Genomic DNA, 12,432 nt, shown 5'->3' with positions numbered 1-12,432 from the left:
ATTGGCATGAGCACCAACGAATTCGAGGGCATCAGCTTCGACGCGACGAGCGCTCTCGCCGTCGCCTCGCAGCTCGACGCGCTCGCCGACCGGCTCGCCGGGGGGATGAGCATCGAGCAGGCGAAGCTCGCTATCACCCCGGCCGGCTCCGACGAGGTGTCCGTGCGGGCCGCGCAGTCGCTCAACGCGGTGGCCGCCTCGTTCCAGCAGTCCGGTGGCACCGGCGTGGACGAGGTGCGCAAGCTCGCGGCGGTGCTGCGCGCGCAATCCACCCAGTTCACCCGATCCGAGGACGAGAACGCCCTCGGCTTCACGGTCGCCTGAGCAGGTCGTATTCGATGGTCGAACCGACGAAACCCGGCTTCACCGACGTTGTCTGGGAAGCCAGGGAACCGGAGCAGCTGGCGCGTGACCTGGTGAGCGGGGCCGGTGCGGTGCCCGCTGCCGAAGCGGGTCTCGCGTGGGCGCGATTGAGCGCCGGGTTCGGGGCGGCGGCCATCGAATACGAGCGGATCCTGGCGAACCTGGATACCGCGTGGGAATCGCAGAACAGCCGGGCGTTCATCGAACGCATTCGGGCACTGCGGGATTGGTTCACCGAGTCCGCGGCCGCCGCGGCCGGTAACGCCATCAAGGCCGAAACCCACGCCGCCGCATACGAAATCGCTCGGCTGGCCATGCCGGATGCCGGTGAGGTCGAGCAGATCCGGGATATGCAGAAGCTGCTGGAGACGGTCGGGGCGGCCATCGGGGCGCCCATGCTGGCGCAGGTGGCGAAGGCGGACGAGGACGCCGATGCCGCGAAAGCCGTTGCGGCGCGGGTCATGCGGACCTACGAGGCGACCACCGAACCACTCGCCACGCCCTGGGAGCACCAGGCGGCACCCGCGGTGACGGCGGGCATGGAAGCGCTCACCGAAACGCCCGCGGCCGCGCCGGCCGAAGCCGAGGCGCCGCAGGTGTCCGGCGGGGTGCCGCAGATGCCGATCGGGCCGATCAATATCCCGCGCGTGCTGACGCGGATATCCGCGCGCGGCGTCACCCCGGTCACCAATGTCACCTCGGAAAAGACCACGGTGCAGCCGGTTACGGTGCAGCAGGGCGTGTCGTCCATGCCGATGGCGCCGGCGGCGGCCGGTGGTCACGGACAGGACGAGGAGGAGCACACGGTGCGGCCCGGCCTGGCCGGGGTGCCCGGCTCGGACGAAGCGCTCGGGCTCACCTCGGGCATGCAGGTCGCGCCCGCCGTGCTCGGCGGCGTCGATCCGAACGCGCAGCGCATCCCGGACATCGCGTTCAATGCCGCGAGCACCGGATCGGAACCGGCCGTGCCCGCAGCTCCCGCCGCCACCGCGGAGGCGGCTTCGTGATCACATTGAGCAATGACGGAGTGATGGCGCTGGCCGCGCAGCTCGGGGTGCAGACGTTGCCCCTGGTGCTCGCCATAGGCCCGCAACAGGATTCGTACCGTGAGCTGGCGCGCGCACAGGAACAAGCGCGCGCCGAACTACGCAGCGGGCGAGTGATCGACGCATACGGAGACGCGCAACCGGACACCGCCGCAGAGCTTTTCGTGCTCGCGCAGCCGGATCATGAACTCGCAGTGCGGGTCTACACCTCGAACGGTCAGATCCGGATCTGCGTCGCCCAGCGCGACGGCCAGCACGTGGTGGCCGTCCGGCGCGGGGACAGCATCGAGATCCGTTCGATCTGGGCCGACGGCACGGGCGAATCGCTCGCCGGACCGATCCTCGAAGCGCTCGGCCCCTGCCCGCCCGCAGCCGTCGCGAACTTCAGCGCCCCGGCGCAGGAAATCCGCGAAAAGCTGGATGCGGCAACGAGTTCAGCGGACTACACGAACGTGATCTACGCGCTCGGACTGCCCGAGACCGACGCGACCGCCTACGGCCTGGCCCTCGCGTCCTGCCACAGCTACGCCGAAGTAGTGGCCTATGCCCACGCCGACGGCGTCACAGACCGATCACCGGCGGCTGTCGTCATCTACGACACCGCGCGCGGCCGCATCGTGGCGGCACCGGGGGTCGCCTCGGACCAGCAAGTCTGGTCCACGTTCACACCTGGCACCGATCACCGGATCGCGCAGGCGATTTCGGCATTGGTTGGGATCGTGCCGGGAGGGAGGTGGATGCCCGATTATCACGCGAGCGACCACACCGTATGAGAGCCACAGAGCCGAAATAAGTATCACCAGGAGAGGGCAGAAGAATGGCCGGAACAGAGATTAATTTCGAATCGTTCGGCGCCAAGGGCGTCGCGGATTCGATGGCCGACGCGGTCAACGCGATCAAGACCACCATCAACTCGGTTACCGAGGCCGCCGCGGCTGCCAAGGGCGGCTGGCAGGGCCAGGCGCACACCGCCTTCGCCAGCGCCGCGATCGCTTGGGAAGACGAGGCGGACCGCTTGAAGGGCATCCTCGACAACATCACGCAGATGGTCGGCGAGGGTAACACGAAGTACTCCACCATGGACTCCGATAACAAGGACTACTTCGACAACCTGCGCAACAACGCGACCGCCGGCAAGTCGTACACGAACCTCTGACGGTTCACCAACTTCTACTAAGTCGAATACCAATCGAAAGGGTCTGTCATGTCCGACGGATTGAAGTATCACTTCGGCACCATCAGTGAACTGCAGAACACGCTCGACGAGCTGCGTGGAAAGCTGCTGGCGGAGGCCGCGAACCTGGAGACCGCCGCCAAGAATCTGATGACCGCTTGGGAAGGCAACCAGGGCTACGAAGCGTTCGCAACCACCAAGAAGAAGTGGGACGACGAGTTCGGCAGCGCTGACAGCCCGCAGCCCGGCTCGACGATCTACACCCTCGACGCCATGTCGCAGGCTGTGCGAGATGCGGGTTCCCGTGCGTCGGGTGCAGACAAGTCTGTCGAGAGCCTGTTCAGCTAGTCTCAGACGTGATGCGGCCCGCCAGCTCGCTCAGTGTGAGCAGGCGGGCCGCTAGCGTGTACGCCGTTGGCCTGATGGAGGTTTCGTGCCAGCACAATTGACCACAAAGGCCCAGGTCAATGGGTATCGGTTCCTGCTGCGTCGACTCGATCACGCGCTTATCCGCCGCGATGTGCGGATGCTGCACGACCCGATGCGGGCGCAGTTCCGTTCGCTGATCTCGGGTGCAATCCTGGCTTTGCTGGTGGTCGCGGGCGCCGCGATCATGGCGTTCATCAAGCCTCAGGGGTCGATCGGCAACGCGAATATCGTCATGGGCAAGGACAGTGGTGCCCTGTATGTGGTCGTGCGTGACAAGACCGACAAGACCAAGATGACCCTGCATCCCACGCTGAATCTCGCGTCCGCGCGATTGATCGCTGGGAGCAATGAGTCGCCGACGTCGGTCAAGGACAGCAAGCTCAGTTCGGTTCCGCGCGGGCCGATTCTCGGTATTCCAGGTGCGCCGGCTGCGCTGCCAGGAACGCGGCAAGGTGATCGATCGCAGTGGACCCTCTGCGATATCGTCCAGCTGTCGGCCACCGGTGGTGCCGCTTCCTCCGCCGGTGCCACCACCACTGCGATCGCCGGCGGCCTCGAACTCAGCGACCGTATGAGAAAAGCGGATTCCAGCGCTGCTCTGCTGGTCCGTAAGGGCGACAAGTCCTATCTGATCTACGACGGCAAACGTGCCGAAGTGGACCCGCAGAATACCGTCATGTCCCGTTCGCTGAATCTTGCCGGGCTGCAACCGCGTCCGGTATCGGCGGACCTGCTGGGAGCGGCTCGGGAAGTTCCGCCGCTGGTGGCACCCTCGATTCCGCAAGCCGGTGAATCAGGTCCCGGCAAGCTGAGCAACATCAAGATCGGCAGCGTTATCCGGGTCGGCGCGGCGGACGCGTCGAGCCCTGAGCTGTACGTGGTGCTCGCCAATGGTGTGCAACGCATCTCGACCTTCACCTCGGTAGTGATCCGAAATGCCGACTCACAGGGCATGAGCGAGATCAAGTCCGTGCCACCGGATCTGCTCGACGGTGTCCCGACTGTGAGTTCCCTTCCGGTGAAGGACTTCCCGGCGGAAACACCGAAGGTGGTTCGGGCCGAAGACAGCCCCGTTGCCTGCATATCGTGGGAAAAGGCCAGTGGCGCGGGCCGTACCGAAACCGATGCGACCGAAGGTCCCTCGGATCGCTCCACCGTGACCTTGCTGACAGGAACTCGCCTGCCGCTGGCCGAGTCGGCGACCCCAGTGGCACTGGCCACCGCGGACAAGACCGGCGATCGGATCGATGCCGTCTATATTCCTCCGTCGACTGGTGAGTACGTCGTAGTCACCGGGACGGAACCCGGCAGCCTGCGGCGCGACAGCCTGTTCTATGTGGCGGACAACGGGATTCGGTACGGAATTCCGGACAGCAAGACGGCCCAGACACTCGGCTTGGGTAGCACCCCTCATCTGGCGCCCTGGTCCATTATCGGCCAACTGGTAGCCGGTCCCACCCTGTCGACTCAGGACGCGCTGACGCAGCGTGACATCCTGCCCAGCGATTCCTGATCGGGTGGCAGGCCGCGCTTTGATCGGAACTGTTGGTTAGAATCCGCGAATCGAAAGGCATTCTCCGACAGTTGGAGTGGGTGGGGGCAAGCTCATGCTTGGGCTGAAGAAGCTATGGCGAGTCGGCGTCGGACAACGTGCAGTGCTGGCGCTCGGGCTTGCGATCGCCGTAGCGGCGAGCGCCGGCTGCGGTTCTGAATCGGAAGCGGCCACCTCGAATTCGGGATCCATAGACCTCTCGAAGCTGGACGTTGGCACGTATTCATCCGGGCCACAGGACTTGACTCCGAAGGACCCGGCTTTGCTGGGGCGAAACTTGGAGGCGTTGCGTTTTGCGCAGCTCATGCCCCTCCCACAGGAGATAGACCCCGCGCTCTCTCACCGGGCGGGCGCCGTCGCTCCCTTCATGCGCTCGGAAGACTTCAGCGGTGGCTCGATCTTGGAAGTGCTCGATGGTGACCATTTCGCGGAGAACACGCCCGGATTCGTCTCGGGCTTCCATATCCGCGGCCAATCGAGCAGCGATCAGGTGATCTCATACTCGATCAGCGCTGCCGCGATGCTTTTCGAGACCGAGGAGGCTGCGGCGGTAGCCGCGCCCGCCCTTGCGCGAAGCGGCTTCACCGAACGTTTCAAGTACAGCGAAGGAACGGAACCTGCGCGGTCGAGCATGTTTCCGACAGCCTCAGCTGTTTGGACACCCAAGATGCAAACATTCGCATCGTGGTACGCCACAGGCAGATTCGTCATTGTCAGCGTCACGCGCAGTATGGAGAACGTTCTGCTGCAGGTGACAGATCAAACTGGACTGGTGACCCTGGCGGACCGTACGACTAGCCTGATTGCCGAGCGCCTGAAGAACTTCCAGCCGACTCCCGCGGACAAGCGGCCGGGGCTACCAGTAGATCCCGAGGGAATACTGAGGCTGACACTGAGCCGCCCACCCGGCGATCAGACAAGCTATGCGGTAACCGGCACGCTCGACCGTAATACCGCTCTGCAACGCGTAGTCGATCCAACGAAGACCCGAGTGCTCTACGAGAAGGCTGGCGTTGACTTCATCGGTTTCGGAGCGGGAGAGCTGGTCCGGACGCGCGATGCTGCTTCTGCTGAAATCTACATGAAAGAGGTATCCGCCAGCAGATTCCTGCACCGCATCGACTCACCGCCAGGCTTGCCGGTTGCTTTGTGCGAGAAGTATCGCGGTCCGCGGAAACGGGAGTTTCCCTTCCACTGCTATGTGGCTTACGGAAGGTATGCCGCAGAGGTCTGGTCTCAGCAGCAGCAGGACGCGTACCAGCGGATCTCCGCCCAGTACGCCATTCTCGCGAACGACAAGTAGGGGGATTTGTGTCCGAGCGTCGGACCGACCGTTTCACTGGCCGAGCGGTTTCGGCGGTGTTCGCTGTCGTCGTGACTGCGGCGTGCTCGACCAGCTGCGGGAGCAGTGTCGCGGGTACGTCGGTCGCGGCCGAGATCGACATTCGAGCCTTGGACGTCGGTAATTACCCGACCGATCCATTCGACGTTCGCACCGAGTCCGACCATGGGAGTGCAGGTGGTCAGGCGCTGGCCACAGTGCGCTTAGCAGATGCGATCGCTCTGGGAACCGATATCGATGCCAGCCTGGTGTACGGCGATATGGGCGGAAGCGCAGTCAACCCTGCCAACGGAGCCGATGTACTCGGCAAAGCGGTAAGGCCCGCGCTGGCCAGTAATGGCGTGATCCTGACAGTTACTACTGCGAGCAGTAGCCTTCCGTTGCCCAGCACGTATGACTACGATTTGTCGGACAATTTCAAGCCGTTTGGGACTGCGAATGGAATCCCAGATGCGACCGCTGTCAACATCACCGTTCTGCAGTTCCCCGATCAGCAACGTGCCCAGTCGGCAGCAGTGCAGATGGAAGCCGCCGACTTCGACGTTGCACCGGACCAGAACGCACATGTCTTGTTGAACGGGTACCCCGAGGCGAAGGCACATTGGCGTCCCGGTGTGCCGTCGATGGCTGCGACCCTCGCACGCGGTTCATACGTGATCAACGTCTTCGTTCAACTGCCGAAGACAGATATCGATGCCCTGAAGGCTCTGGTGGAGAAGGCATTCGCCGTCCAAGCGCCGCTATTGGACAAGCTGACACCACTTTCGGCACGTGACATGCTTCGAATGGACTATGACCCCGACGGAATGCTGCGTAGGACCTTGCATCCCAGGGAGTATCTGAAGCTGAATACCAAGGAGGAAATAGTTCACGGCGCTCGCAGCTACCTGCAATTCATTGCGGATCGTACGCCGTGGAAGCAACTCTTCGACAACAACGGAGTTGACCGGATCTCGATGGCCTCCACGGGTGCACAACTGATGCGCGCCCGCGACGAGGAGGCGGCGAAGACATTGTGGTCTGACATCAAACCCATGCAGCCCGGCAGCGTCGAGGCGCCTCGTGGGGTTCCCGATGTGTTCTGCGGAGAGAACCCGAACCCGAACAAGTCCGAATACGAAACCGCCTGGGATTCCAAGAACCGCTACTACTGCACCCTTCGCTACGACCGCTATGTCGCCCGCGTCGCCAGCTCGCAGCTGTCCGACCTGCACCAGCGCGCCGCTGCTCAGTACGCCTTGCTGGCCAAAAGCCAGTACCTGTAAGGATTTGCGATGACAATCGGCCCGGGATCCGTCGTCGGTGGCTACCGAGTAGAACGGCTACTCGGAACCGGTGGCATGGGTTCGGTCTATCTCGCACGCCACCCGCAACTGCCCCGCTGGGATGCGATCAAGGTGCTCAGTGCGGAGTACTCGAGCGATAGGGAATTCCGCGGCCGCTTCGAGCGCGAGGCGAATCTCGCTGCCACACTCGATCATCCGAACGTCGTGTCGGTGTACAACCGCGGCGAGGAGCACGGGCAGCTGTGGATCGCCATGCAGTATGTGGAGGGGATCGACGCGGCACAGGTCATGGAGCGGGATCCGGGTTCCATGACAGTCTGGCGGGCGCTGCATATCGTGTCCGAGATCGGGCGCGGGCTGGATCACGCGCATCGGCGCGGCATGCTGCATCGTGATGTGAAGCCGGCGAACTTCTTGCTGTCGGCGGTGGACGGGGCCGAAGAGCGGGTGTTACTAACCGATTTCGGGGTCGCGAAGTCCACTGATGACACCAATGAGCTCACGCAGGCGGGCAGTTTCGTCGCCACGATCGCGTATGCGTCGCCGGAGCAGCTGGCGGGGCGAGCGGTGGATCATCGGGCGGATATTTATGGGCTCGCCTGCTCGTTCTTCAAGCTGGCGACGGGACGGAATCCGTATCCGGGCACGCAGCCGGCCGTCGTGATGATGGGGCATCTGAGCGAACCGCCGCCGCGCATCACCGAGGTCGATCCGGGGCTGCCCGCGGCCGTGGACGAGGTGCTGGCGGTCGCGCTGGCCAAGGATCCCGATGAGCGTTTCGGGTCGTGTCATGAGCTGACGGCGGCGTTGAAATCGGCGCTCGAATACGGTGTTTCGGGTCTTTCGATGAGTACGGTGCCCAGGCCGACGATCTCGCCGTCGCCAGCGGTTCGGCAGGAACCGGTCGTCGCGCCCGCCGGTGCAAAGCGGGGGCGGCGTGCAGTGCGCTGGTGGCTGCTGGGCGGGGTCGCCGCCACGGCGGTGGTGGCGGTGGCTGTCACCGTCGGCATGCAGTTGACGAAGGCACCTTCGAGCGCGACCGCCGGTACCGGGACGACGTCTTCGGCCGCGCTCGCCGCCCCGAAGTCCATCGCGGAGGCGAAGGCGCAGAACCCCGCGTTCAGCGGCAAATACATTGTGGCGATGGATATCTCCGGCAACAGCGGGCAGTCCGCGGACCTGGATTTCCAACTGAAGCCGGGTGCGCAATCGAAGTTCTTCGAGGACCTCGGGTTCTCCTACAGCCCCCGCTTCACCCGCACGGGCGACGAGCCCAGTCCCCGGCCTGTCGCTCCGGGCAGTCAAGCCAAATATGAAGCGCTGGCGCCGATCACGTCCGGTTATCTGCTCGTGGTGCGCAGCGATACGGACGCCGGCAATGGCGGACTGATCAATCTGCCGGTCGCGGTCGGCTCGACCCCCGCGACGATCATCGTGCTCGACGATCCCGCGGCGGTCACCGCCTTCCGTGAGTGGTCCGACAGGTCGGAGCGGATCCTGCTGGAGAAGCTGGTCCCGATCCTGCGCCGAACCGTCAGATAGCCCGCGCCGGAGCCAATCCGATGAATCGCTGCTCGGTCGGCGTGGTCACCAATTGCGCAACGGTTCTCGCCGCCGGGGTGTGCACGGTGACCATGTGCGGGTCGTTGGGGTGCTGGAGGATCGTCACGTCCGCGTCGTCGGGCTGGTAGTCGTCGGGCAGGCGGTCGTAGACCGACAGCACGGTGGCCGAGCCTGGGGGAGCGGAGGCGGGGACGCCGTCGAAGACGATGATCGTGGCGGCCGGGTGGGGCGCGCGGGGGTTCATGATGTTCTGCCGGGAGCTCTGGGTGACCGAGGAGGCCAGGGACAGGGCGTGGGTGGAGCCGACGTTGTTGATCATGGATTGCCAGGCGCCGGGGCGGTTGGTGTGGACTACCGCGCCCGCGCCGAGGGCGATGGCGCGCAGGATGACCTGCTGGGCGAGGGGGAGTCCGGAGACGACGTCGATGCGGCGGGAGCCGTCGCCGACCAGGGGGACGGCGATGCCGCGGCCGGTGGCGTCGGCGCCGATCAGCTGGCCGCAGCCGGCGGTGGGGACCGCGATGTCCGAAAGTGCTTCCAGGGGGCCGCGATAGCCGCTGGAGCGGGTTTCCTGCGCGCCGAAGGAGAGTGTGTCGGCGAGGGCCCAGAGTTGCAGGCCGTTGAGTTCGCGGAGGCCGGGCAGCGGGGGAGTGTCGAGTTCCTCGGCGGCGTCGTAGCGGACGCGGGCATCCACCTCGATGGTGTCGGCGGACGGCTCACCGCGGGTGGAGCTCTTGGCGACCGGGCGCAGGCGCACGGTCACGGTGGTGGCCAGGCTGCGGACGGTCCAGATGGCGGCCAGGCCGTCGGCGGTGAAGGCGTCCGGATCGATCTGGAAGCTGTTGAGGTGGATGCCGTTGTGCTCCAGGGACTTCGGATGCTCCACGAACTGGCCGACGGGGATGCCGCGGCTGAGTTCGCGCACCGCGCTGGTCATCTCGGCGGAGGTCAGCACGGAGGCCGTGATGCCGCGCGCGGCAAGGCGATTGGCGACGCGCCGGGTGGCGATGATGGCCGAGCGCAGCGCGCCCTCGGGACCGCCGCCGCGATTGTCGACCGCCTTGCTGTTGTTCAGCGGGTTCAAGCGCAGCACCAGCCACACCGTGCGATGGGCGATTGCCGGTAGCGGGCCGAGGATTTCGTCGTACAGGTGGCCCAGCGGCGCGATGCTGGCGGCATAACCCGACAGCACGGCCTCGGTGCTGGCGGTACGCGTACCGGTGCTGATCACATCGGCGGAATCCAGCTCCAGGTCGTATTGCCGGAGGCAGGAAGCGATTTCGGTCAGCGGCAGCACCTGATCGGTGCTCAGCGACCCGCGCTTCAGCAGCGTCAGCGTGTCCGGCGGCGGATCGATACGCAGCATGGTGGTGAGCAGCGTTCCGTCCCAGCGCAATCCATAGCTGCCGCCCTCGGGCAGCGGCACGTCGAACAACCGCGACTCGGTCATTTCCTTGCGCCGCGCCTGCCGCCATTTGAACGCCGCCCAGGAGCCGAAGCGCAGCCCGAACGGCTTGCCCCGCACCGGGAACAGCCCGATCAGGACCGGGACGGCGGCGGCGATCAGCGTGGCCCACCAGGGCGCGTGGAACGCGACGGCGACCAGCGAGGCCGCCACCGCGAGCAGGCCCACCGGAATCACCAGCCGCAGCGGCAGATTCCGGAACAGCCACAGCTCGTCCGAACGCAGTTCCGCCGGTGCGGGTCTCGGCGCGGGCGAGTCGTTCAAAGGTTCCCCCTCAGTCGGCTGCCGACGCCAAGCCCAGCGAGGTGAGCAGCGTCGTCAGCGCGGCTTTCATATCCGATGCCTCGATGCGCATCAGGACGGATTCGTCGACTTCGCTCAGGTCCAGCGATTCGTCGTTGGCGAGCCGGAATTCGCGCTCTTCTTCGGCCGTCTCGATCAGGTTGCGGATGAAGCGGCCGTTGCCGGCCAGGTCCACGCCGCGGCGCGGCTGCCCGCTCTGATCGGTGCTCTCCATCTCGTACAGCTTGGTGCAGGTGCGCACCAGCTGTTCCAGCGCGCCCTCGGACAGCGAGGAATCCCGCTTGGCCGAGATCACCTGGCCGATCTGGCCGAGCTCCTCGGCGCTGTAGGACGGGAACTGCAGGCGCTTGGCGAAACGGGAGGCCAGACCGTCGTTGGCGGCCAGGAAGCGATCGATCTCGCCGTCGTACCCGGCGATGATCACGACCAGTCGGTCTCGATCGTTCTCCATACGCGCCAGCAGCGTGTCCACCGCCTCGCGGCCGAACGCGTCCCCACCCGAAAGACCGGTCTGGATCAGCGTGTACGCCTCGTCGATGAACAGCACGCCGTCCATGGCGGTATCGATCAGCGCCTCGGTCTTGATCGCGGTCGCGCCCAGATGCTGACCCACGAAATCCGAACGCTTGGTCTCCACGACCTTGTCGGTCTTGAGAATGCCCAGGCCGCAGTAGATCTTGGCGACCACGCGCGCGATGGTGGTCTTACCCGTTCCGGGTGGACCGGTGAAGGCCAGGTGCTGACCGCGCGCCGAACTCGAAAGCCCCTTCTCGGCACGGATCTTCGCCAGCTGCGCACTCGACTGCAGCTTGGCCACCTGGGTCTTCACCGCGGCCAGGCCGATCTGCTTGTCCAGCTCGGCGCGCGCGGCGGCCAGGATCTCCTTGGCGCGATCCTCGTGCTCGGCGGCCTGCTTCTCCTCCAGCGAAGGCGCCGAAGCCGGATCCCACTTGTCGGTGCGGGCCTCGATCACCTCCTTGTTGGTCAAGGTGATCCGATACGTCCGGTCGCGCATGGCGGCGGTATTGGCATCGAAATCGGGGGCCTGCGAATAGACCTTCTCGAACAGCGCCTGCGCCTCTTCGGCGTTGCCGGTCTCGCGCAGGCACAGGCCGCGGCAGAACATGGCGGCGGTGCGGGCCGCCGGAATCGGCCCCGCCTCGGCCTGTTCCATGCGGCGGATCGCCTCGCCGAACAGACCGAGCTGCGCGCAGGCTGTGCCGACCATCACATGTGCGCCGGCGGCCAGATAGGGATCCTCCCACTGATCCGACCGCGCCAGCACGGTCATCACATCGGGCCAGCGCTGGGTGTTGTAGTGCAGGATGCCGCGCACGTAAGCCGCGATCCGGCCGTCGATTTCGAAGTCCGGATCCGAAGACCGTTCGCGGCGGTGCTTTTCCAGTTCGTCGAGCACCAGTTCGGCTTCGTCGTACTGTTTATCGGCAATCAGATGCGCGGCGTACGCGAGGTGAATTTCGGTGAAACTGGCCAGCGGGTAATCGATGTAGAGCCCGGGCAGAAAACGTCCAGCAAGCACCCGCTGCGGCAGCCCCAACCGGCGCTGTTCCCGATACAGGGAGACCGTGCTGGTCTTGTACAGGTTGTACAGAACATCCTTGGTCACCTCACCGGCAACCGCCCGGCCCAACCAGGCGTCGCACATGGTGGCGTCCCACTCGGTGGCGCGCTGAAAGGCCAGCTTCGCGTACTCGAGATCCTTGTTGGACTCCTGGCCGTCGATGCTCAACCCCAGTGACAGCACTCCCGCATCGAAGGCGCGTTGTGCCTGGCGAGTGTCGATCATCCTTGGCGAACCCCGAATTCGTAGAACCTGGTTAGGCTTTCGTTCACAATCCCACCCCGCACCGTGCGATCGCACAGGTGCGGTCAGTCGGATACATTATGG

At 65.2% G+C, this 12,432-nt stretch carries 11 protein-coding genes; 9 read left to right on the top strand and 2 right to left on the bottom strand.

Annotation, left to right across the window (positions count from 1 at the left end; translation table 11 throughout):
- Positions 1-6 precede the first annotated feature (6 nt).
- From NY1_RS13370 to NY1_RS13330, 9 genes are all read left to right on the top strand, one after another.
- Positions 7-324 carry a PE family protein gene (locus NY1_RS13370; RefSeq protein ID WP_067711907.1) on the top strand — a complete coding sequence of 106 codons (318 nt, stop codon included), beginning with the start codon at positions 7-9 and terminating at the stop codon, positions 322-324.
- 14 nt (positions 325-338) lie between these two features.
- The gene (locus NY1_RS13365) at positions 339-1,370 is read left to right on the top strand and encodes a PPE domain-containing protein (RefSeq protein WP_067711904.1); all 1,032 of its coding nucleotides are present in this window, start codon (positions 339-341) and stop codon (positions 1,368-1,370) included.
- Between the two features lie 23 nt (positions 1,371-1,393).
- The gene (locus NY1_RS13360) at positions 1,394-2,182 is read left to right on the top strand and encodes an ESX secretion-associated protein EspG (RefSeq protein ID WP_084534967.1); all 789 of its coding nucleotides are present in this window, start codon (positions 1,394-1,396) and stop codon (positions 2,180-2,182) included.
- Positions 2,183-2,226: 44 nt separating this feature from the next.
- Entirely contained in the window at positions 2,227-2,565 is a 339-nt protein-coding gene (locus tag NY1_RS13355) for a WXG100 family type VII secretion target (protein ID WP_067711899.1), read from the top strand.
- Between the two features lie 48 nt (positions 2,566-2,613).
- Positions 2,614-2,931: a hypothetical protein gene (locus NY1_RS13350; RefSeq protein WP_067711896.1), complete on the top strand. Its 318-nt coding sequence runs from the start codon at positions 2,614-2,616 to the stop codon at positions 2,929-2,931.
- Positions 2,932-3,016: 85 nt separating this feature from the next.
- Positions 3,017-4,525 carry a type VII secretion protein EccB gene (eccB, locus tag NY1_RS13345; RefSeq protein ID WP_067711894.1) on the top strand — a complete coding sequence of 503 codons (1,509 nt, stop codon included), beginning with the start codon at positions 3,017-3,019 and terminating at the stop codon, positions 4,523-4,525.
- A 94-nt stretch (positions 4,526-4,619) separates the two neighbouring features.
- The gene (locus NY1_RS13340; RefSeq protein ID WP_157762198.1) at positions 4,620-5,867 is read left to right on the top strand and encodes a DUF7373 family lipoprotein; all 1,248 of its coding nucleotides are present in this window, start codon (positions 4,620-4,622) and stop codon (positions 5,865-5,867) included.
- Positions 5,868-5,923: 56 nt separating this feature from the next.
- Positions 5,924-7,171 (top strand): DUF7373 family lipoprotein, encoded by a 1,248-nt coding sequence (locus NY1_RS13335; protein ID WP_067711882.1) that lies wholly within the window; start codon positions 5,924-5,926, stop codon positions 7,169-7,171.
- Positions 7,172-7,180: 9 nt separating this feature from the next.
- Complete coding sequence (locus tag NY1_RS13330; protein ID WP_067711878.1) at positions 7,181-8,734, top strand: serine/threonine-protein kinase; 1,554 nt, start codon at positions 7,181-7,183, stop codon at positions 8,732-8,734.
- Here the strand turns inward: NY1_RS13330 and eccE are convergent.
- Entirely contained in the window at positions 8,727-10,484 is a 1,758-nt protein-coding gene (gene eccE / locus NY1_RS13325) for a type VII secretion protein EccE (RefSeq protein WP_233434323.1), read from the bottom strand. The two genes, NY1_RS13330 and eccE, sit on opposite strands and share 8 nt — an antisense overlap.
- 10 nt (positions 10,485-10,494) lie before the next feature.
- Entirely contained in the window at positions 10,495-12,330 is a 1,836-nt protein-coding gene (eccA, locus tag NY1_RS13320; RefSeq protein ID WP_067711875.1) for a type VII secretion AAA-ATPase EccA, read from the bottom strand.
- Between the last annotated feature and the right edge of the window lie 102 nt (positions 12,331-12,432).

The organism is Nocardia yamanashiensis NBRC 100130 (assembly GCF_001613325.1).
GTDB classification, from domain to species: Bacteria; Actinomycetota; Actinomycetes; order Mycobacteriales; family Mycobacteriaceae; genus Nocardia; species Nocardia yamanashiensis.
The sequence above is the reverse complement of the archived record's forward strand: the minus strand, read 5'-3'. Positions and strand labels throughout refer to the sequence as shown.

Excerpts from the sequence above, each read along its gene's own strand:
- NY1_RS13330 (WP_067711878.1), top strand. The coding sequence starts at position 7,181 with ATGACAATCGGCCCGGGATCCGTCGTCGGTGGCTACCGAGTAGAACGG.
- NY1_RS13360 (WP_084534967.1), top strand. The coding sequence starts at position 1,394 with ATGGCGCTGGCCGCGCAGCTCGGGGTGCAGACGTTGCCCCTGGTGCTC.
- NY1_RS13350 (WP_067711896.1), top strand. The coding sequence starts at position 2,614 with ATGTCCGACGGATTGAAGTATCACTTCGGCACCATCAGTGAACTGCAG.
- NY1_RS13365 (WP_067711904.1), top strand. The coding sequence starts at position 339 with ATGGTCGAACCGACGAAACCCGGCTTCACCGACGTTGTCTGGGAAGCC.
- NY1_RS13370 (WP_067711907.1), top strand. The coding sequence starts at position 7 with ATGAGCACCAACGAATTCGAGGGCATCAGCTTCGACGCGACGAGCGCT.
- eccA (WP_067711875.1), bottom strand. The coding sequence starts at position 12,330 with ATGATCGACACTCGCCAGGCACAACGCGCCTTCGATGCGGGAGTGCTG.
- NY1_RS13355 (WP_067711899.1), top strand. The coding sequence starts at position 2,227 with ATGGCCGGAACAGAGATTAATTTCGAATCGTTCGGCGCCAAGGGCGTC.
- NY1_RS13340 (WP_157762198.1), top strand. The coding sequence starts at position 4,620 with ATGCTTGGGCTGAAGAAGCTATGGCGAGTCGGCGTCGGACAACGTGCA.